Annotated in this window: 19 protein-coding genes; 6 read left to right on the plus strand and 13 right to left on the minus strand. The window is 63.0% G+C overall.

Going from position 1 to position 19,297, the window contains the following annotated elements:
* The 3 genes from AADJ04_RS13290 to AADJ04_RS13300 form a co-directional block, all read left to right on the plus strand.
* Positions 1–660, plus strand: a 660-nt coding sequence (locus tag AADJ04_RS13290; protein WP_341239893.1) for a glycosyltransferase family 2 protein, incomplete at its 5' end; no start/stop codon positions are given.
* A 1-nt stretch (position 661) separates the two neighbouring features.
* Positions 662–2,839, plus strand: coding sequence for a TolC family protein (locus tag AADJ04_RS13295; RefSeq protein WP_341239894.1), 2,178 nt, complete (start codon positions 662–664; stop codon positions 2,837–2,839).
* Positions 2,836–3,927 carry an HlyD family efflux transporter periplasmic adaptor subunit gene (locus AADJ04_RS13300; protein WP_341239895.1) on the plus strand — a complete coding sequence of 364 codons (1,092 nt, stop codon included), beginning with the start codon at positions 2,836–2,838 and terminating at the stop codon, positions 3,925–3,927. The genes AADJ04_RS13295 and AADJ04_RS13300 overlap by 4 nt, the downstream gene beginning before the upstream one ends.
* A gap of 150 nt (positions 3,928–4,077) precedes the next feature.
* On the opposite strand, the gene hisA is transcribed toward AADJ04_RS13300, so the two are convergent.
* The 11 genes from hisA to AADJ04_RS13355 form a co-directional block, all read right to left on the minus strand.
* On the minus strand, positions 4,078–4,821 hold the full coding sequence (gene hisA, locus AADJ04_RS13305; RefSeq protein WP_341239896.1) for a 1-(5-phosphoribosyl)-5-[(5-phosphoribosylamino)methylideneamino]imidazole-4-carboxamide isomerase: 744 nt from the start codon (positions 4,819–4,821) through the stop codon (positions 4,078–4,080).
* A gap of 56 nt (positions 4,822–4,877) precedes the next feature.
* On the minus strand, positions 4,878–5,546 hold the full coding sequence (gene hisH / locus AADJ04_RS13310; RefSeq protein ID WP_273623636.1) for an imidazole glycerol phosphate synthase subunit HisH: 669 nt from the start codon (positions 5,544–5,546) through the stop codon (positions 4,878–4,880).
* Positions 5,547–5,596: 50 nt separating this feature from the next.
* Entirely contained in the window at positions 5,597–6,232 is a 636-nt protein-coding gene (gene hisB, locus AADJ04_RS13315) for an imidazoleglycerol-phosphate dehydratase HisB (RefSeq protein WP_341239897.1), read from the minus strand.
* Positions 6,229–7,359, minus strand: coding sequence for a histidinol-phosphate transaminase (gene hisC / locus AADJ04_RS13320; RefSeq protein ID WP_341239898.1), 1,131 nt, complete (start codon positions 7,357–7,359; stop codon positions 6,229–6,231). The genes hisB and hisC overlap by 4 nt, the downstream gene beginning before the upstream one ends.
* The gene (locus tag AADJ04_RS13325; protein WP_066697385.1) at positions 7,356–7,808 is read right to left on the minus strand and encodes a PIN domain-containing protein; all 453 of its coding nucleotides are present in this window, start codon (positions 7,806–7,808) and stop codon (positions 7,356–7,358) included. Before AADJ04_RS13325 ends, hisC begins: the two co-directional genes overlap by 4 nt.
* On the minus strand, positions 7,805–8,029 hold the full coding sequence (locus tag AADJ04_RS13330) for a CopG family transcriptional regulator (RefSeq protein ID WP_066697387.1): 225 nt from the start codon (positions 8,027–8,029) through the stop codon (positions 7,805–7,807). The genes AADJ04_RS13325 and AADJ04_RS13330 overlap by 4 nt, the downstream gene beginning before the upstream one ends.
* Positions 8,030–8,226: 197 nt before the next feature.
* Entirely contained in the window at positions 8,227–8,871 is a 645-nt protein-coding gene (locus tag AADJ04_RS13335; protein ID WP_341239899.1) for a protein-methionine-sulfoxide reductase heme-binding subunit MsrQ, read from the minus strand.
* 1 nt (position 8,872) lies between these two features.
* On the minus strand, positions 8,873–9,871 hold the full coding sequence (gene msrP / locus AADJ04_RS13340) for a protein-methionine-sulfoxide reductase catalytic subunit MsrP (protein WP_341239900.1): 999 nt from the start codon (positions 9,869–9,871) through the stop codon (positions 8,873–8,875).
* A 153-nt stretch (positions 9,872–10,024) separates the two neighbouring features.
* Positions 10,025–11,359, minus strand: coding sequence for a c-type cytochrome biogenesis protein CcsB (ccsB, locus tag AADJ04_RS13345; protein WP_341239901.1), 1,335 nt, complete (start codon positions 11,357–11,359; stop codon positions 10,025–10,027).
* A complete protein-coding gene (locus tag AADJ04_RS13350; RefSeq protein WP_142081951.1) occupies positions 11,356–13,509 on the minus strand; it encodes a cytochrome c biogenesis protein ResB in 2,154 nt (717 codons plus the stop codon). Before AADJ04_RS13350 ends, ccsB begins: the two co-directional genes overlap by 4 nt.
* A 133-nt stretch (positions 13,510–13,642) precedes the next feature.
* Positions 13,643–14,272, minus strand: a complete 630-nt coding sequence (locus AADJ04_RS13355) for a c-type cytochrome (RefSeq protein WP_341239902.1) — start codon at positions 14,270–14,272, stop codon at positions 13,643–13,645.
* Positions 14,273–14,345: 73 nt separating this feature from the next.
* On the opposite strand from AADJ04_RS13355, the gene yihA reads away from it, so the two are divergent.
* Complete coding sequence (gene yihA, locus AADJ04_RS13360) at positions 14,346–15,107, plus strand: ribosome biogenesis GTP-binding protein YihA/YsxC (RefSeq protein WP_341239903.1); 762 nt, start codon at positions 14,346–14,348, stop codon at positions 15,105–15,107.
* A 57-nt stretch (positions 15,108–15,164) separates the two neighbouring features.
* Positions 15,165–16,070, plus strand: coding sequence for an alpha/beta fold hydrolase (locus AADJ04_RS13365; protein WP_341239904.1), 906 nt, complete (start codon positions 15,165–15,167; stop codon positions 16,068–16,070).
* Between the two features lie 83 nt (positions 16,071–16,153).
* Here AADJ04_RS13365 and AADJ04_RS13370 read toward each other — a convergent pair whose 3' ends face one another.
* Both AADJ04_RS13370 and AADJ04_RS13375 read right to left on the minus strand, forming a co-directional pair.
* Positions 16,154–17,023: a lipid A biosynthesis acyltransferase gene (locus AADJ04_RS13370; RefSeq protein ID WP_288486311.1), complete on the minus strand. Its 870-nt coding sequence runs from the start codon at positions 17,021–17,023 to the stop codon at positions 16,154–16,156.
* Positions 17,020–17,871 (minus strand): lysophospholipid acyltransferase family protein, encoded by an 852-nt coding sequence (locus AADJ04_RS13375; protein ID WP_341239905.1) that lies wholly within the window; start codon positions 17,869–17,871, stop codon positions 17,020–17,022. The genes AADJ04_RS13370 and AADJ04_RS13375 overlap by 4 nt, the downstream gene beginning before the upstream one ends.
* Before the next feature lie 131 nt (positions 17,872–18,002).
* Here AADJ04_RS13375 and metK point away from each other — a divergent pair, with 131 nt between their 5' ends.
* Entirely contained in the window at positions 18,003–19,184 is a 1,182-nt protein-coding gene (metK, locus tag AADJ04_RS13380; protein ID WP_341239906.1) for a methionine adenosyltransferase, read from the plus strand.
* Positions 19,185–19,297: the final 113 nt, after the last annotated feature.

A 19,297-nucleotide genomic window follows, 5' to 3' on the forward strand; every position in this document is an offset into this window, starting at 1 on the left:
AACATCGTCAACAACATCTCGGGCGCCTTTGGCGTGTTCCGCACCGGATTCATCCGCAACCTGGGCGGCTGGGATGCGGGGTCGGCCGAAGACCTGGACATGACCATGCGGATCAAACAGTACTTTGGCAGGCACCCCGGGCTGCGCATTGTGTTCGACCCGCATGCCGTGGGGCACACCGACGCGCCCGACACCTGGCGCATTTTCTTTCGCCAGCGGCTGCGCTGGGATGGCGACATGTTCTTCATCTTCATCCGCAAGTTCCGCTTCAATCTCAGGCCACGGCTGCTAGGTTGGCGCAATTTCCTGTTTGTGGCCGTCAACGGGCTGGTGATGCAGGTACTGATGCCTTTTCTCATCGTGGGCTACACCAGCGTGATGCTCTTTACCCTGCCCGTCGGCGCAGTCATCGGGGTGCTGGCGTTCATTTACCTGGCCTACTTGCTGGCCATCATTTTTTACTTTTTGCTCTATGTGATCGCGGTTTCGGAGCGCCCCAAAGAAGACCTGGACTACCTCCGGTTCCTGCCATTGATGCCATTGTTCGCGTTTGCCAATCGCCTGCACTGTGCGTTCTCCATCTTGACGGAAATGACGATGAATTCCCACCTCGACTCATCCATGGCGCCCTGGTGGGTGCTGCGCAAAACCAAGTTCTGACATGTTGAAAAGCCACTGGAGCCGGACCCTGCAACAAACCGCTGTGCTGCTGTGCCTGGGCCTGAACCTGCATGCAGGCCCCGCTTGGGCCGACGCAGCCCAACTGACTGACCTGGAAACATGGGCCCGGACGTCTGCCCCCAGCGTGCGGCTGGCCCAAGCAGAGAAGGACGTGGCAGCCCACCGCGCAGATGCGGCGCGCGCCCGACAAGGCGGGCGATTGTTTGGTGGAGCCACCGTGGGCAACGCCCGCGAAGCCGTGACAGATACCGTGAGCCGCAGCTACCAGCGCGCCCAAGTGCAGGCTGGTGTGCGCTGGCCCCTGCTGGGCAGCCGTGAAGCACAACTGCGCGCTGTGACGGAAGCAGAGCAAGGGACTGCAGCGCGGCAGGTGCGGCTAAGGGCCGTACAACAGGAAGCGGTGCAAGCCGTACGCCAGTCCTATGTGCGCCACCTGCATGGCATGCAGCGCATTGCACTGACCCAGGCTTTTCTCACCGAAAAAGAGGCCATCGAGGCATCGCTGGAGCGCCGAACAAAGGCCGGGTACATGTTGCCAGCAGAGCGAATGGGACTGAGCGGCTTGTTCTCGTCCACCGAAGCCCTGCAGCGCACCTTGCAGTTCACCGCGCAAAGCACCCTGCGCGAACTGTCTCGGCTGACCGACCGCAGCATCACCGCGCTGGACACAGACCCCATAGTTTGGCCCGACGCATGCACCAGAGCCCAGGACGTGCTGGCACAGGTGGACGAACACCCCAGCGTGCAGCAAGCGCGGCTGGAAGTGGATGCAACAGACCAGATTGCGACCCACCTGCGCCGCGAAACGGTGGAAGCCGGAGTGTCTCTGTCGCAATCTGTCAGCCGAGATTTCGGAGGACAGCCGGGCCACAGCACGACCGTGGGCATTGACCTGTCCGTCCCTCTGGAATGGAAGGCCCATCGTGATGCGATGCTGGGCCAGCTGCAAAGCGAGCGTTACCGAGCGGAAAGCCAGCTGGAGCTGCGTCGCGGTGAATTCCTCACGGCAGCCGAGCTGGCACTGGGGCTGCGGCAAGTCAGACAGTCTGACCAATCCAATGCAGAGCGTCTGCTCCTGGTGGCGCAAGAGAACCTGCGTGTAGCCATGCTGCGCCAGCAACGCATCGACGACGGTGATGCCTATGCCAAGGTGCTGAACGCGCGCTATGCCCTGCTGCAAGCGGGGTTGCAGTGGGTGGAAGCGGCAGAGCGACTGGAATTGGCTACGGCAGAGCTTGCATCCTGGTCCGCCACAGGGTGCGCCCAAGCCACCACCGCGCCCCACAGGGTCGCCACGCTCCGGCCTGTTTTGCTCACGCTGATGGGCAATCCTTTTCCTCAAGCCTCCACCACGCGTCTGGCGTCTCTGCAGGCTAGCGCAGGGGGCCCCTCGCCACGCACAGCCGAAGGACTACCAGCCTTGGCCTTGGGCTGGTATGTCTGGAACGGGCCAGCGCTGCTGCAAGCCCCCAGCCAGTTGAAGGCGCTGCCGCCGGGCACCCACCGGGTGCTCATCTCCTTCACGAATCACCAACTCCAAGCACTGGCACAACCACCCGGCCAGCAACGCTTGACGCAGCTGGTCGCGAAGGCCAAACAGAGGGGCGTGAGGGTGGAGTTGCTGCTGGGCGAACCCACCTGGGCCTTGCCTGAAGGGCGAGAGCAGTTGTTGAAACTGATCCAATCGGTGCGCCACCTGCCTTTCAATGCCCTGCACCTGGACCTGGAGCGCAGCCAATTGCCGGAGGCTGACCAACCCCAGTGGGACCAAGGGGTGTTGGACACAGTGAGGGCAGTACGGGGCATTGCCCCCTGGCCCGTGGCACTGACAACGCACTACCGCGAGTTTGAATCCCCTGGCTTCGCACAGCGATTGCAAGAAGCGGGTGCGAGTGAACTGACAGCCATGCTCTACGTGAGCAATACGGACCGCGCATTTGACATTGCGCAGCCTCTGCTGCAAGGGCCGCCGGGCCTGAAGTTCTCCATTGCGCAAAGCATGGAGCGTGCGCTCACGGCAGAGGAGAGCCATTTTCAGCTTGGCAAGGCTGTCGCACTGCAACGCTGGAGCGCATTGGCAAAGCAACTGTCTGCCCTGCCCCACTTCAGCGGAGTGATCGTGCAGTCGTGGGAAGAATTTAAAGAGGCACGCCCTTGAAAATCCAGTTTGATATTCCACCCAGCTCTCCTCAAGAGAGCAATGGTCTGTCCGTAAAGTACGCAGCATCCAAACGGCAGGTGCCGCGCTGGCGCTGGTACTTGCTGTTGGCCATGGTCCTGACACCACCAGCCTATCTGCTGGGCCGCTTTGTCGTGTCCTACTGGTGGGAAACCACGCCAGGACTGGTCGTCACAGAACAGACCGTGTTGCGCTCCATCACCCCAGGGCAGGTGGTGCACATCGCGGGCGTAGGTGACAGGCTTTCAGCAGGACAGGCGTTGATGGAAGTGCAACGAGACGCCCCCGCCAGTGCTGCCAAGGCGGACCCGCCGACGGCGGAACCTCCGCTTGCCTCTGCCGCTGCAGCCAATCCACCCAGCGAGCCCCTGGCGGAGCGCTTGGCATTCCAAGAGTCAGCACATCGCTTGAGCCAGCAGCAACTGGCACTGCAACAAGAGCGGCTTGCTGCCATACAGTCCTTGCGCGCAGAAGGCGCAGCCACACGCAGTGAGGTGGACAACGCACAGATGCAGGTCTTCCAGGCACAAGCCGAAGCCAGCAGAACCCGTGCCGCTGCGCAGGAGGCTCGGTTGACGCTGGCGCAAGCCCGGGTGCCGATCTCTCTGCCAACCCAAAGTGCTACACCTCAGCCCGAGTCAGGCGTGCAAAACAAAGAAGGACGCCAAGACGCGCCCCAGGCCGCGCTGAAAGCGCCTTTTGATGTCGTGGTCGTGCGCCAGTTGGTGCGCGCAGGCGAGCATGTGGAGGCGGGGGCCGATGTGGCCGTAGTGCAAGGCACTGCCAAGCCACCGCTGGTGCATGCGTATCTGCCCCCTAGCCAGGCCCGCTACGCCCAACCCGGCAGGCAGGCTACCCTGCATTTCATGGACGGCCGCAGCTTGCGCGCTGAGGTACAGGACGTCATTTCCGAAGCCGAACGCACCCCCGCAGAGCGCGTGTCCCCCCTGACTCCGCGCATGCCGTCGATTGTGGTGCGCCTGCGGCCTTTGGAAGAACTCCCCCCCAGCTACCGCATCCACCACCTCCCCCTGGATGTGCGATTTGACTGGGTATGGGGAGGCTAAGGCCCTCATTGCCTCATTGCCCCGATCCAACCCCAAACACGAGCGCCCTATCAGGGTTGACGACTGCCCCAGAAACAAACAAGGCCTGAACAGCCGATGCTGTCCAGGCCTTGAGGGCAACAAAGGTCAATCCAAAGCTGCGCGGTACTCTCAGCCCTCGCCCAACTCGTCAGCACGCGCCTGCGCTGCGGCAAAGTCCAGGTCGCCACTGTAAATGGCGCGGCCGCAGATGACGCCTTCCACGCCTTCAGACTCCACAGCGCACAGTTGCTCGATGTCGGCCATGTTGGACAGACCGCCCGAAGCGATCACGGGGATGCTCAAAGCCTGGGCCAGTTTCACGGTCGCGTCGATGTTGATGCCCGAGAGCATGCCGTCGCGGCCGATGTCGGTGTAGATGATGGACTCGACGCCCCAGTCTTCAAACTTCTTGGCCAGATCCACCACCTCGTGGCCGGTGAGCTTGCTCCAGCCATCGGTGGCCACCTTGCCGTCCTTGGCGTCCAGGCCCACGATGATGTGGCCACCGAAGGCGCTGCAGGCGTCCTTCAGGAAGCCGGGGTTCTTCACCGCAGCGGTGCCGATGATGACGTAGCGCAGGCCGCCGTCGATGTATTTCTCGATAGTGTCCAGGTCGCGAATGCCGCCGCCCAGCTGCACCGGAATGTCGTCACCCACCTCTTTGAGGATGGACTTGATGGCGCTGTAATTCTTGGGCGTACCCGCAAAAGCACCGTTCAAATCCACCAGATGCAGGCGACGTGCACCGGCATCCACCCACTTGCGGGCCATGGCCGCGGGGTCTTCACCAAAGGTGGTGGATTGGTCCATATCGCCTTGCTTGAGGCGAACGCAGTGGCCGTCTTTGAGATCGATGGCGGGGATGAGCAGCATGATGGGTTCGGGAGGAAAAGGGCGAGGTGAAACTCGGCCCGAACGGGTTGAAAGATTCAGGGGTTCCAGTGCAGAAAGTTGCGGTACAGGGCCAAGCCATGTTCCGCGCTCTTCTCGGGGTGAAATTGCGCGGCAAAAATATTATCGCGCGCAATGGCTGCGGCGAATACTCCGCCGTAGTCTGCCTCTCCGGCACAGTGCGCGGCGCTTTGCGGGCGGGCGTAAAAGCTGTGCACGAAGTAAAAGTAACTGTTGTCAGGAATGCCTGCCCACACTGGGTGTACCGCACCACCGTGGGGCACCTGGCGCACCTGGTTCCAGCCCATCTGCGGCACCTTGAAACGGCTGCCATCGGCCTGGGTGCGGCCTGCCAGATCAAACTTGATGACCTCCCCAGGGATTAAGCCCAGGCCCGGTGTGTCGCCCTCGGCGCTGTGGTCCAGCAGCATCTGCATGCCCACGCACACGCCAAACAGCGGCTTGGACGCGGCGGCTTCCAGCACGGACTCTTGCAGGCCCGACTCACGCAGTTCGCGCATGCAGTCGGGCATGGCGCCCTGCCCTGGCAGCACCACGCGCTGGGCGGCGCGCACTTCATCGGGGCGCGAGGTGACGATTACCGTCCAGCCCGAACCTTGCGCTGCCGCCTGCACGGCCTGCGAGACCGACCGCAGATTGCCCATGCCGTAGTCCACCACGGCGACTGTTTTTGCTTCTGTATTCATAGCTGTTAGCGCTTACTGGATGGGCGCTAGAGGCCTTTTTGGCTTAAAAATCAGAGACTACCCTTGGTGGACGGAATGGTGCCCGCGGCACGCGGGTCGCGCGTGAGCGCAGAGCGCAGCGCACGGGCAAAGGCCTTGAACACTGTCTCGCACTGGTGGTGGGCATTGATGCCCTTGAGGTTGTCGATGTGCAGCGTCACGCCCGCGTGGTTCACAAAGCCCTGGAAGAATTCGTAGGTGAGCTGGGTGTCAAAACCGCCAATGCTGCCTGCGGTGAAAGGGATGTGCAGATGCAGGCCGGGGCGGCCCGAGAAGTCGACCACCACGCGGCTCAAGGCTTCATCGAGCGGCACATAGGCGTGGCCGTAGCGGTTGATGCCCTTCTTGTCGCCCACCGCGCGCGCAAACGCCTGGCCCAGGGTGATGCCCACGTCTTCCACCGTGTGGTGGCCGTCAATGTGCAGGTCGCCTGCGCAGTCGATGTCCAGGTCGATCAGGCCATGGCGTGCGATCTGTTCGAGCATGTGGTCAAAGAAGCCGATGCCCGTGTGCAGTTTGGACTGGCCCGTGCCGTCGAGGTTGATGCGCACGGTGATGCGCGTCTCGGCGGTGTTGCGGCTGACTTCGGCGATGCGGTCAGCGGCGGGATCGGTGGCGGTGGATGTGACGAGTGCGGAGGAAGTCATAGGGAGGCTTGGAGTGCGGCCAGCATGGTGGCGTTGTCCTGGGCGTTGCCCACGGTCAGACGCAAACAGTTGTGCAGCAATGGATGCATTGTAGAAACGTTCTTGATCAGGACCTTGCGGGTTTTCATGCCCTCATAGGTCTTGCCCGCGTCGGCCACGCGCACCAGCACCATGTTGGCTTCGCTGTCCCACACCTTCTCGATGCCGGGCATGGCCCGCAGGGCATCGATAAGCACCGTGCGCTGGGCCCGCAGCTCGGCCGCCTGGGCGGCAAACACATCGGCATGCTCCAGCGCAAACAGGGCGGCTTCGCAGTTGAGCACGCTCACGTTGTAGGGCGGGCGCACTTTGTCGATCTCGGCCACCAGGGCGGGCTGGCCCAGCATGTAGCCCAGGCGCACACCGGCCAGGCCAAACTTGCTGAGCGTGCGCATGAGCAGCACGTGGGCGTTGCGCGCAGGCTCGGCCTGCATGCGGGTGAGCCAGGTGCGGCTGGCGAACGGCTGGTAGGCCTCATCCACCGCCACGATGCCGCCTTTCGCGCCCACGGCGTCGATGATGCGCTGCACCGCGCCCTCGTCCCACAGCGTGGCCGTGGGGTTGTTGGGGTAGGCGATGTAGGTGATGGCGGGTTGGTGCTGCGCAATGGCGGCCAGCATGGCGGGCTCGTCCAGCTCAAAGTCGGGCGTCAGCGGCACGCCCACAAAGTCGAGCCCCTGCAGTTGCGCGCTCATGGGATACATCACAAAGCCCGGCATGGGGGCCAGCATGGTGGCGCGGTGGCCGGTGCCGGGCTGTGCGCAGGCCAGTGCCAGCAGGGTGATGAGTTCGTCAGACCCGTTGCCCAGCACCACGTCGTAATCCGTGGGTGCGCCCGCATAGGCTTTCAAAGCAGCCCGCAGATCGTTCTGCCGTGCCCCTGGGTAGCGGTTCAACGGCAGCGCCCCCAGACGCTGGCCCAGCGCAGCCTGCAGCGCCTCAGGCAAGGTGAAGGGGTTCTCCATCGCGTCCATCTTCAGCATGCCGGTGGACGGCTGCACCACGTACGAGTGCATGGCGCGCACATCGGGGCGGATGCGGTTCAAAGCGTTGGCGAGCGTGTCGGTAGGCGTGGCGGCAGAGGTCATTCGGCAGTGTCCAGTTCGTTGGGGGCCAAAACAAAGGGGTTGATGGCGCGCACGGCGTCCAGCACCTGGTCGTGCGGCAAGGCTTCGGTCAGCAGGTATCGACAGCCCTGCTGGTGGGCCGACGAGACGATGAGCGCATCCCAGTAGCCCAGGCCATAGCGGTCTTGCAGATCCCAGGCGCCATCGACGGTGTAGGCATCCAGATGCGGCGGCAGCCACACGCGCAGGCGGCGCACCTGGGCACGCACTTGCTGCAGCACGTGGGGGCCGGAAAAGCGCTGGATGGCCTGGTTGTACAACTCGTTGAGCACCTGCGAGCTGATGCGCCCGCTGCGCGTTTGCCAGCAAAAAGTGAGCCACTCGCGCGCACGCGCCTGGCGCGCCGGGTCGCGCTCGTCCACGCTGGCGAGCAGCACTTCGGTGTCGACAAAGATGGGGGTGGTGCTCATCGCTGGAACAAGGTCTCGCGGGGCACATAGGGGCCTGATGAAGCGCCCCAGGTCTCAAACGCCAGCGCCTCGCGCATGGCCTGCGCGTAGGCGTCTTCCTGGCGCATTTTTTCGGCCAGCCATTCACCCATGAGCCGCGACACACTGCTGCCGCGCTTGGCCGCTTCGACGCGAACCCACTCGGCCACGGTGTCGTCCATCGTGATGGTGACGTTTTTCATGGGATTTAGTTTACACGAACTTCGTGGGCCACGAAGTTCGTGTATCAACTTATCCCAAACACCAACCGCAAGAGAAGCGCGCCATCAACACGGAGCACTCGAGAGGAATTGGCCTCTAGCGCCCATCCAATGAGCGCAAGCAGCTACAAAATATGTAGCAAACTCAATATTTCACAGCAATCGCCCAGATCAGCGCATCACCCCTTCAGCCTGCGCCACAGCCGCCAGCCCAGCAGCGCCGCGATGATGGCGGCGTACACCGCCACCTCAGCGAAGTTGTTTTTGCCCGCGCGCATCCAGAAGAAATGCAGCACTGCCAGCAATGCGGCGGCGTACACGCTGCGGTGCAGCGCTTGCCAGCGCTTGCCACCCAGCGCCCGAATGGCCCGCTGGAACGAGGTGGCCGCCAGCGCCAGCAGCACCACAAAGGCTAGCGTACCGACCAGGATGAAAGGCCGTTTGGCGATGTCGGCCAGGATGTCGGGCACGTCGAGCCCCATGTCCAGCCAGCTGTAGCTGAGCACATGCAAGAAAGCGTAGAAGAACGCAAACAGCCCCAGCATGCGCCGCCACCGCGCGAGCGCGGGCACGGCAAACGCCACGCGCAGTGGGGTTAAGGCCAGCACCAGGCACAGCGCACGCAGGGCCCAGTCACCGGTGGAGCGGATCAACGCCTCGGCCGGGTTGGCGCCCAGCTGGTTGGTGGCCGCAGCCACCACCAGCCACACCGCGGGCAGCAGTGCTGCGCAAAACAAGATGGGCTTGGCGGCCGGATGCAGCAGCGCCTTGCGCCAGTCGCACGCCGTGCTGGGGGGGCGCTGTGGACTCGTACCAGTTTGCACGTCAGTAGAACTTCTTGAGGTCCATGCCCGCATACAGCTGGCCCACCTGGGCTTCGTAGCCATTGAACATCAGCGTCTTGCGCTTCTTGGCAAACAGGCCGTCTTCGCCAATGCGGCGCTCGGTGGCCTGGCTCCAGCGGGGGTGGTCCACATTCGGGTTCACGTTGGAATAAAAGCCGTATTCCTGCTGCGCTGCCTTGTTCCAAGCAGTGCCGGGCTCTTTCTCGACAAAGCGGATTTTCACGATGCTCTTGGCGCTCTTGAAACCGTACTTCCATGGCACCACCAGGCGCACGGGCGCGCCGTTCTGGTTGGGCAGCACCTCGCCATACATGCCAAACGCCAGCAGGGTCAGCGGGTGCATGGCCTCATCCATGCGCAGGCCTTCCACATAAGGCCAGTCGAGCACGCGTGAGCCCACATAGGGCATGGTGGCCTTGTCGGCCAGCGTCACAAACTCCACGTACTTCGCGCTGCCCATGGGCTCCACGCGCTTGATCAACTCGGCCAGCGAATAGCCCACCCAGGGGATGACCATGGACCAGCCTTCCACGCAGCGCAGGCGGTAGATGCGCTCTTCCTGCGCGCTGAGTTTGAGCAAGTCCTCGATGCCATATTTGCCCGGCTTCTTGATGAGCCCCTCCACCTCCACCGTCCAGGGCGTGGTCTTGAGGGTGTGCGCGTTGCGCGCGGGGTCGGCCTTGTCGGTGCCGAACTCATAGAAATTGTTGTAGGTGCTCGCGTCCTTGTAATCGGTGAGCTTCTCCATCGTCACCGCACCTGCCACGGCCGACTTGGTGCTGGCCAGGGCTGCGAGCTTGCCAGGGCGCGTGACCTGCTGGCCCATGGCTTGGCGCCCCGCCCATGCGGCGATGGCAACACCCGCAGCGCCACCCGCCATCCGCTTGAGCATCTGACGGCGGTCTTCGTAAACGGCCTTGGGGGTGATTTCGCTGGAATACGGGTGTTGAAAGCCCGTGTTGCGAGGAGGTGTCCGCATGAGTTTCTCCGGTGGAATGGTGACTGCCGCGCTGTATGAGCACAAAAGCGACGCTTAGTTCGCTTTGCAGACCAATCATGTTACACCGAAGACGAAACAGTTGCCCACCGGAGGGCAAGCGCCCCCTGTAGTGGGGGGCGCTGCGCGTAAAAGTTACAGGGTGCCGTAGCTGTGCAGCCCGCTCAGGAACATGTTCACCCCCAGGAAGGCGAAGGTGGTGACCACCAACCCCACCAACGCCCACCAGGCAGAGATGGCGCCGCGCAAGCCCTTCATCAGGCGCATGTGCAGCCAGGATGCATAGTTCAGCCACACGATCAGCGCCCAGGTTTCCTTCGGGTCCCAGCTCCAGTAGCCGCCCCAGGCTTCGGCAGCCCACAACGCGCCCAGCACGGTGGCAATGGTGAAGAAGGCAAAGCCCACGGCGATGGACTTGTACATGACGTCGTCCAGTACCTCAAAGCTGGGCAGACGCTCGGCAATGCGCTTGCGCCCGAACAGGATGGCGGCCACGATCAGCGCGGAAATGCCGAAGTACACCATCCAGTAGCTGCTGCCGCCTTCGGTGGCGTTCTGGCGGAACACGATGGGTTCAAAGCACAACACCACGCCCAGCAGCCAAAGGGGCACCAGCTTGTACCAGCGGGTTTCGCTGGCCTGCATCTTGATGAGGTAGGCAAAGGCCACCATGGCTGCCAGCGCAAACGTGCCGTAGCCGATGAAGTTGGCGGGTACATGCAGCTTCATCCACCAGCTCTTGAGGGCGGGCACCAGGGGCTGGATTTCATGTGCCTCGCGCACCACGGTGTACCAGAGCAAAAAGCCCACAGCCGCACTCACCACCAGCATGACGAAGGCACCGAGCGAGCGGGTTTCGTACTGCTCTTCGTAATACAGGTAGAACGCAGCGGTCATCCAGCAGAACATCACGAACACCTCGTAGAGGTTGCTGACCGGGATGTGCCCCACATCAGGGCCGATGAGGTAGCTTTCGTACCAGCGCACCAGCGTGCCGATGAGGGCCATGGCCACGGCCACCCACGCGATGCGCGAGCCGATCATGCTCATGGTGTTCCCCTCCCCGCGCGAGAACATGCCGATCCAGTAGAACGCAGTGCTCATGAAGAACAGCATGCTCATCCACAGGATGGCCGACTGGCTGGACAGGAAGTACTTGAGGCCAAACACCGTCTCTGCACGCGCCAGGGTGCCCGCACCATCTTGCTGGTACAGGCCGATGGCCATCAGCGCCAGGGCCGCCACCACCAGCATCAGTACCCGCAAAGGGCGCCAGAACCAGCCCAGCCAGATCACGCTGGGCACGGCTCCGATCAGGATGCCTTTTTCATACACATCCATGTAGGCGCTGTAGCGCTGAAAGGCGTAGAGACCGCCCACAGTGACCAGGACGGCAAACAGCCAGTCCAGCCAGTTGCGGCGCGACAAAAAGCCTTCGTTCAAGGTGATGGTGGTGGTTGCGGTGTTCATGCGTGGCCTGTGTGGGGCTGCGCCCCGATCAGTTTTTGAGCGAGCTGGACAAATTCCTTGTCGCCGTCCATCGTTTTGCGGTTGGTGGAAAGCGCCATCAGAGCATGAGAGCCCTGTTCCTGGGGCGATAACCACACCCAGACACGGCGTTCACGGATGTAAAGCATGGCAAAAACGCCCAGGATGAGCAAGGCGCAACCCAGATAGACAATGTTCTTGCCGGGGGCACGGGCCACCTGGAACACGCTGGCCTGCACCTGGGTGAAGTCCTTGAGTTCGAAAGCAATCGGGGCGGGGTACATCACGGCGTCGCTGAGCGACAGCACCGCCTGCGTCATGAAGGCGCGGGTGCGATCGTCCTGCTCCAGGGGCTTGAGGCCCGCATTTTCGCGCGTCAGTTGCACCAGCTCAAACAAAGTGCCGTTCAGGATGCGGATCAGCACCTCACCCGCGCGAGAGCGCTCGGCCTCTGGCACGTTGGCTTCCATGAAATCAGAAATGGCTTGCAGCCCACCGGCTGGCTTGCCTGGAGCAGCTGGCATCGCACCCGCGAACACCGCCAGGGCCCGGGAGGCGGATTGGGACAACTGCTCGGCCAGTTCACGCCGCGAAGGCTCGATGGCCTGCGCCACATAGCGGCGCACAGCCTTGTCGCGAGCGGCGGGGTCTGCCAGCGCTGCACGCATGCGCACAAAGCCATCCATGCTGCCCTGGTCATCGGCAGGCACACGCAGGTAGCGGAAGGGTTCGGAAGGCGCTTCGCGCACGCCCAGCAGGAACACTGGCGTGCCATCGCCCGTGTCCACGGGCAGCATGTAGTTGTGGTACTCGCGGGCCTGGCCTGCGGCATCGCGCAACTTGTAGCTCACGCTGGGGCCCACGTTGCGCAGCTCTTTCTTGGTCACGGTCTTGTTGGCAGCGCCCAGGCGGGACTCGACGGACTCGCGCAAATCCACCTTGCGCACATCGGCGCCCGACATGTTGGGCGCCCCCGCGAAGTTTTCCACGTTGATGGTGCGCAGCGCCGTGAACTCCAGGGTCATGGTGTCGCCGCCCGCGGCTCCGCCCTTGTTGGTGAGCTGGGTGGAGCCACCCACCACGCCTTCCACATCAAACGGCTGGGCTCCAGGCGCCATGGGCACCGCACGCAGCTTGAGCTGGGAGCCCCCATCGTCAAAGCTGGATTGGTAAATCTCGATGCCCTTGTAGCTGGCGGGGTGGTTCACCTCCACACGGGCCGGTGTTTTCTCGCCCGTGGCTTTGTCGTGGATGATGATTTCGCTGGCAAACAGCTTGGGCATGCCGGTGGAGTAGTGCTCCACGATGAACTTCTTGAGTTCCACCGCAAACGGCAGCTCCTGCAGCAGCACGCCGTCCGACTGGTTCAGGATCGCCGTGCCCGACTGCGTGCCTTCGGCCACCACCAGGTTGCCACGGAAGGTCGGGTTGCGCTCGGACAAGCGGTGCTCTGGCTTCACATCGGCAATCAGCCCGCTGCCCGCGTAAGGGGTCTTGCCGCCCAGCAACATCTGGGCGCGCACGATCAAATCGCCGTCGAGCAAACCACCCACACACACCAGCACGATGGCGCTGTGCGCGGCGATGTAGCCGATCTTGTTCGCAGCCCCTGCCTTGGCGGCCACCATCCAGCCGGTACCAGGGCCTGCGGCAGTATCACGCTGCTGCAGGCGCACCTTCCAGCCCCCGCTGGCCAGCATGCCGCCAATGCGCCGGGCCTCGGCTTCCGTGCCTTCTGCCAGGGCCGCTTCGGCCTTGTGGTGGAACGCGCGCAGGCTCTGCTCGCGCACATTTTCTTTATAAGATTTGATATCGCTCAAAAATTTGGGGGTGTTGCGAGCGATGCAAAGGGACGTGCTGACCACCAAAAAGGCCAGGATCAGCAAAAACCACCACGCGCTGTACACCGCATTGAGCTGCAAAGCACCAAAAAGCTCTGCCCAGAAGGGTCCAAATTGGTTCACGTAATTGACGGCCGGCTCATGCTGCTTGAGCACGGTGCCAATGACCGAGGCAATGCAGATCACCGTCAGCAGCGAAATAGCGAACCGCATGGACGACAGCAGCTCGACCCCTGCGCGCAGAGCCCGTGAGCCCGACTGGACGCGAACGCCTTGGGTGGTTTCAGACATGGAGATAAAAGGGCAGGAGGCGAAGAAAAAGGGCGGGGCCATCGTCTGGATGGGCCCGCCCTTTTTGGGTTTGTTTATTGGCGGTTGGTTCCGTGTGGCCTCCAACAGAAGCCACCCAATGCATCAGCGCAACTCAGCGCAGGCCGGCAATGTAGTCGGCAACCGCCTTGATTTCCTTGTCGTTCAGCTTGGCAGCGACCTGGGTCATCTGGGTGCTGTTGGCACGGGTGCCATCACGGAAGGTATTCAGCTGGGCCACGGTGTAGTCAGCATGCTGACCCGACAGGCGTGGGTATTGGACAGGAATGCCAGCACCGTTGGGGCTGTGGCAGCCAGCGCAGGCGGCGATGTTGCGATCTGCAATGCCGCCGCGGTAGATGCGCTCGCCCAGGGTCACCAGGTCTTTGTCCTTGGCGAAACCTGCCTTGGCTGGCTTGGAGGCCACCCAGTAGGCGATGTTCTTCATGTCTTCGTCGGTCAGCATGGTGGCAAAACCCTTCATGACCGCGTTGTTGCGCTTGCCGGACTTGAACTCCTGCAGCTGCTTGACGAGGTATTCGGGGTGCTGCTGGGCCAGCTTGGGGTTGGCAGCGATGGCTGAATTGCCGTCAGCTCCGTGGCATGCCGCGCACACAGCGGTGTAGCTGGCCTCGCCCTTGACGAGATCCGGCTTGGCCACTTTGGGTGCATCACCCGCTGCAAAGGCCGAGAAAACAGGTGCTGCCAGTACGGCAGCCGTCAACAAGGAGGCGAGCAACTTCATATCGAGGGTGTGTGTTTATGTGCGCAAAAGCCGCTCGATTCTACAATGAGGCTCCAGAGCATCCCAACTTTCCATGACAACCCATCTTTCTGCGCCAGTTGCTGGCAGCCTTCCGCCCGCACCCGACGCCAAGATCGCCAGGGGCTGGATGCACACGGCGCGCTTTCTGACCACCGCTGCCCAGCTGCACCACCTGCCCCCCATCGATGTGCCCGAAATCGCCTTCGTGGGCCGCTCCAACGCAGGCAAATCCACCTGCATCAACACCCTCACCCAGCAAAAGCAGCTGGCTTTTGCCTCGAAAAAGCCTGGGCGCACCCAGCACATCAACCTGTTCGCCCTGGGCAAGCAGGGCGTGACCGACGCCGTGCTGGCCGACTTGCCCGGCTACGGCTACGCGGCGGTGTCGCGCTCCGACAAGCTGCGCTGGCAGCAGGTGATGGTGAACTACCTGGTCAGCCGCCCCGGCCTCACGGGCATCGTGCTGCTGTGCGACCCGCGCCTGGGCCTGACGGAGCTGGATGAAGCCCTGCTCGAAGCGGTGCGCCCCCGCGTGGAAGAGGGTTTGAAGTTCCTCATCGTGCTGACCAAAGCCGACAAGCTGACGCGCTCGGAGCAAGCCAAGGTGCTGTCCATTACGCGACTGCAGGCTGGCGGTGGCGAGGTGAAGATGTTCTCGGCCCTGAAGAAGCAAGGGGTGGACGAAGTAGCGCAATTGCTGTGGCAATGGGCGCACCCCGTGCGCCCGCAAGGGACGGAGCCTGCGGCAGAGGGAGGTGCCCAACCCCTCCCAGCCAGCCCGCAGGCCGCCGACGAGAACCCATCAACCAAATAGCCGCCAGCGCTTATAGGCAAAGCGCGAGCAGCTATATAACTTATAGCAAATCGCGCCATGATCCAGACCCGCACTGTCACCCTGCCCCACGGGATTTCATTGCAATGCCGCGAAAGTGGCTCGCGTGGACGCCCGGTGCTGATGTTTCTGCACGGTTTCCCGGAAGGCGCGTTCATCTGGGATGAGTTGCTGCTGCACTTTGCCCGCCCCGAAAACGGTGGCTACCACTGCGTGGCGCCCTACCTGCGTGGCTTTGGCGAATCCAGCCAACCCCAAGCCACCGAAGCCTACCGCGCCAAACACCTGGTGCAAGACCTGGTCGCGCTGATCTCGGCGGTGTGCACCACGGGGACCGTGGAGTGCCTGGTCGCGCACGACTGGGGTGGCGCCGTGGCCTGGAACCTGGCCAACCAGCAGCCGCAATGGCTCAAGCGCCTGGCGGTCATCAACTCGCCCCACCCCGGCGCGTTTTTGTGCGAACTGCAAACCAACGCAGCCCAGCAGGCCGCCAGCCAGTACATGCACTTTTTGTGCAGACCAGACGCAGAATCGCTCCTGGCCGAAAACGACTTTCAGCGGCTGTTCGCTTTCTTCAACACCCCGGAAGGCCACGCGCCCGCATGGTTGACTGAGGCCGTGCGTGCCCAATACCGGGCGCTGTGGAGCCAGGGGCTGACCGGAGCCTGCAACTACTACCGCGCCAGCCCGTTGCGCCCACCGCGCGAAGGCGACCGCGCCGCACTCGACTTGGAATTGCCGGCATCGATGCTGAGCGTGGATGTGCCCACGCTGGTGCTGTGGGCCATGGACGACCCGGCCTTGCTGCCGGGGCTGCTGCAGGGCCTGCCCGACTGGGTACACCGCCTGCGGCTGCGCCAGATCGAGCACGCATCGCACTGGGTGGTGCATGAGCACCCCGAGCGCGTCGCGCAGGAATTGGGGCATTTTTTGCTACTGAAATAGTAGCTTTTAGCGCTTTACCGGCAAGCCTTACATGGCCTTTTCCTTATCAAGCGCCACGCGCGGCTACGCGCCCGCTCCACGCTTTATTTGTACAAGGACGGCTGCCCCTCAGGCCGCGTCTTGAAGCGTTTGTGCACCCAGTAGTACTGGCCGGGCATGGTGTTGATGTAGCGCTCCAGCTCGCGGTTCATGCGGGCGGTGTCAGCCTCGACATCGTCGGTGGGATAGTGGTCCCACGCGGGCGTCAGCTCAGCCACGTAGCCATCGGGAGTCAGTCGCGTGTACATGCCAATCACCTTGGCGCGGCCCAGGCGCGCAAAGCGCGACAGCGACGGCACCGTGGCCGCTGGAACGCCGTAAAAGGGCACGAAGATCGACTCACCGGCTCCGAAATCCATGTCGGACAGCAGGTAGAGCAGCCCACCCTTGCGCAGGTTGGAAATGATGGGCTTGACCCCGTCTGCGCGGTTGAGCATGCGCACGTCGCCAAAACGCTGGCGGCCCGCCATGAACCAGGCGTCAATGACCGGGTCGGGATGGGTAGAAAAAATGGACGTGAACGCCCGGGAAGTGCGCAACGGCAGCACCAGCCCGCCTGCGTCCATGCCGTAGAAATGCGGTGCGAAGATGATGGTGGGCACATCGCCATCCAGCTCCTGCACGGCGCCCCGGAGCTTCACGCGCTGCTCCACCACCGACTGAGGAGCTGACCACAGCCAGCTGCGGTCCAGCCAGGTCTGGCAAAAGACGATAAAGCTCTCGCGCGCCCACTGCGTGCGCTGCTCAACCGATGCCTGCGGAAAGCACAGCTCAAGATTACGCAGAGCAATCTTGCGCCGTGGCACCACGAGCACAAACAACACCCGCCCCAACGCGGCCCCCATGACGCGCAACACCGGCAAAGGCACTCGGGCCAGCACGCCCATGAACCACACACCCAGCCGACTCATCATGACGAGGCCTCCACCGCTGGGGCTTCGGCTCGGGGCTGCTTGTAGCGGCCATAGCCCCAAAGATACTGGCCAGGGCACTGGCGAATCACATGCTCCATGGCCTCGTTGACCTGGCGCACGGCGGTCTCCAGGTCAGCGTCGAGCGGCTGCGGCAAGGGCTCGGCATACATCACAAAGCCGCGCCCCATCGGTTCGCGCTCGCAGCGCACCAGCAGCACGGTGGCGCCGGTCTGCAGCGCTAGGCGGGCGGCCAGCGTCATGGTGTAGGCCGGTTTGCCAAACACGGGCGACCAGACTCCCAGCCCTTCGGGCGGCACCTGGTCGGGCAGCAGGCCCACGGCTTCGCCACGGCGCAGGGCCTTGATCATCTGGCGCACCCCCGCCAGCGTGGTGGGCACGGCCTGCATGCCTGGGCGGTTGCGTGCGGTCTCCATCACCTTGGCCAACCAGGCTTGGCGCGCGGGGCGGTACAGCACGGTGATTGGGCCTTGCTGGGCACTCCAGCGCGTGGCAACGGCCTGGGCCGACATCTCAAAGCACCCCAGATGCGGGGTGAGAAAAATCACACCGCGCCCGGCCGCCCAGGCCTGCTCCACGCAGGGCTCGCCCTCGATGCGAACCGGCACAGGCGCGCCCAACCACAGCCGGGGCAACTCGGCCACCATGCGCCCGGCGTGGCCTACGGCGGCGCGCACCTGCGCAAACGAGTAGCCCGCCAGCGCCGCATTGGCCAGAAAGCGTTGGCGATACACACCCGAGGCAGCAAAAGCCACCCAGCCCAGAACGCATCCGATGATGTGGAGCAACCACAGCGGAAATACGGAAAAGAATCGAAAGACAGCAGGCATTAAAATGTAGGGGTCGCTGAGTTAAATGAGCAACTTGCAGGGCGACGTAAAAAAAATCTGCTAAAGCGTTCGCCAAAGCTACCTAGGCTGCGGGCGACGCCCAAAATGCCGGAACACAGGAGTTTATTCAAATGGCGAACGACTTTCTTTTTACCTCGGAATCCGTCTCTGAAGGCCACCCCGACAAGGTGGCAGACCAGATCTCTGACGCGATCCTCGACGCGATCTTCGAACAAGACCCCAAGAGCCGTGTGGCTGCCGAAACGCTGACCAACACGGGCCTCGTCGTGCTGGCCGGTGAGATCACCACCAACGCCCACGTCGACTACATCCAGGTCGCGCGCGACACCATCAAGCGCATCGGCTACGACAACACCGAATACGGCATCGACTACAAAGGCTGCGCAGTGCTGGTGGCCTACGACAAGCAATCCAACGACATCGCCCAGGGCGTGGACCACGCGTCTGACGACCACCTGAACATCGGCGCGGGAGACCAGGGCCTGATGTTTGGCTACGCCTGCGACGAAACGCCTGAGCTGATGCCCGCGCCCATCTACTACGCCCACCGCGTGGTCGAGCGCCAAGCCCAGCTGCGCAAGGACGGCCGCCTGCCCTTCCTGCGCCCTGACGCCAAGAGCCAGATCACGATGCGCTATGTGGATGGCAAGCCCCACAGCATCGACACCGTGGTGCTCTCCACCCAGCACAGCCCCGACCAGTCGGAAACCGCCACCAAGATGAAGGCCAGCTTCTACGAGGCCTGCATCGAAGAAATCATCAAGCCCGTGCTGCCCAAGGAGTGGCTGCAGGACACCAAGTACCTGATCAACCCCACAGGCCGTTTCGTCATCGGCGGTCCGCAGGGTGACTGTGGCCTCACGGGCCGCAAGATCATTGTGGACACCTACGGCGGTGCATGCCCCCACGGCGGCGGCGCATTCAGCGGCAAGGACCCCAGCAAGGTAGACCGCTCTGCCGCCTATGCAGCCCGCTACGTGGCCAAGAACATCGTGGCTGGCGGCCTGGCACGCCAGTGCCAGATCCAGGTGGCGTATGCGATTGGCGTGGCCCGCCCGATGAACATCACCGTGTACACCGAAGGCACTGGCGTGATCCCCGACCACGAAATCGCCAAGCTGGTGGAAGCCCACTTCGACCTGCGCCCCAAGGGCATCATCCAGATGCTGGATCTGCTGCGCCCCATCTACAGCAAGACCGCCGCCTACGGCCACTTCGGCCGCGAAGAGCCCGAGTTCACTTGGGAGAAGACCGATAAAGCTGCTGCGCTGCGCGCAGCAGCCGGGTTGTAAGCCCGTCGCAGCTAGGCACATGAACTTGGTTGCAAGCAGCAAATAGGGGCATCCGGGCCAATGCCAGTAAGTTAAGCAAAGGCCCTTCGGGGTCTTTGTTGTTTGTACAGTGC

This window comes from uncultured Acidovorax sp. (assembly GCF_964021665.1).
In the GTDB taxonomy this organism is placed as follows: domain Bacteria; phylum Pseudomonadota; class Gammaproteobacteria; order Burkholderiales; family Burkholderiaceae_C; genus Acidovorax; species Acidovorax temperans.

Coding starts and splice junctions, on each gene's coding strand:
- AADJ04_RS13295 (WP_341239894.1), top strand. CDS start 662: ATGTTGAAAAGCCACTGGAGCCGGACCCTGCAACAAACCGCTGTGCTG.
- hisA (WP_341239896.1), bottom strand. CDS start 4,821: ATGCTGCTCATCCCCGCCATCGATCTCAAAGACGGCCACTGCGTTCGC.
- hisH (WP_273623636.1), bottom strand. CDS start 5,546: ATGAATACAGAAGCAAAAACAGTCGCCGTGGTGGACTACGGCATGGGC.
- hisB (WP_341239897.1), bottom strand. CDS start 6,232: ATGACTTCCTCCGCACTCGTCACATCCACCGCCACCGATCCCGCCGCT.
- hisC (WP_341239898.1), bottom strand. CDS start 7,359: ATGACCTCTGCCGCCACGCCTACCGACACGCTCGCCAACGCTTTGAAC.
- AADJ04_RS13325 (WP_066697385.1), bottom strand. CDS start 7,808: ATGAGCACCACCCCCATCTTTGTCGACACCGAAGTGCTGCTCGCCAGC.
- AADJ04_RS13330 (WP_066697387.1), bottom strand. CDS start 8,029: ATGAAAAACGTCACCATCACGATGGACGACACCGTGGCCGAGTGGGTT.
- msrP (WP_341239900.1), bottom strand. CDS start 9,871: ATGCGGACACCTCCTCGCAACACGGGCTTTCAACACCCGTATTCCAGC.
- ccsB (WP_341239901.1), bottom strand. CDS start 11,359: ATGAACACCGCAACCACCACCATCACCTTGAACGAAGGCTTTTTGTCG.
- AADJ04_RS13350 (WP_142081951.1), bottom strand. CDS start 13,509: ATGTCTGAAACCACCCAAGGCGTTCGCGTCCAGTCGGGCTCACGGGCT.
- AADJ04_RS13355 (WP_341239902.1), bottom strand. CDS start 14,272: ATGAAGTTGCTCGCCTCCTTGTTGACGGCTGCCGTACTGGCAGCACCT.
- yihA (WP_341239903.1), top strand. CDS start 14,346: ATGACAACCCATCTTTCTGCGCCAGTTGCTGGCAGCCTTCCGCCCGCA.
- AADJ04_RS13365 (WP_341239904.1), top strand. CDS start 15,165: ATGATCCAGACCCGCACTGTCACCCTGCCCCACGGGATTTCATTGCAA.
- AADJ04_RS13370 (WP_288486311.1), bottom strand. CDS start 17,023: ATGATGAGTCGGCTGGGTGTGTGGTTCATGGGCGTGCTGGCCCGAGTG.
- AADJ04_RS13375 (WP_341239905.1), bottom strand. CDS start 17,871: ATGCCTGCTGTCTTTCGATTCTTTTCCGTATTTCCGCTGTGGTTGCTC.
- metK (WP_341239906.1), top strand. CDS start 18,003: ATGGCGAACGACTTTCTTTTTACCTCGGAATCCGTCTCTGAAGGCCAC.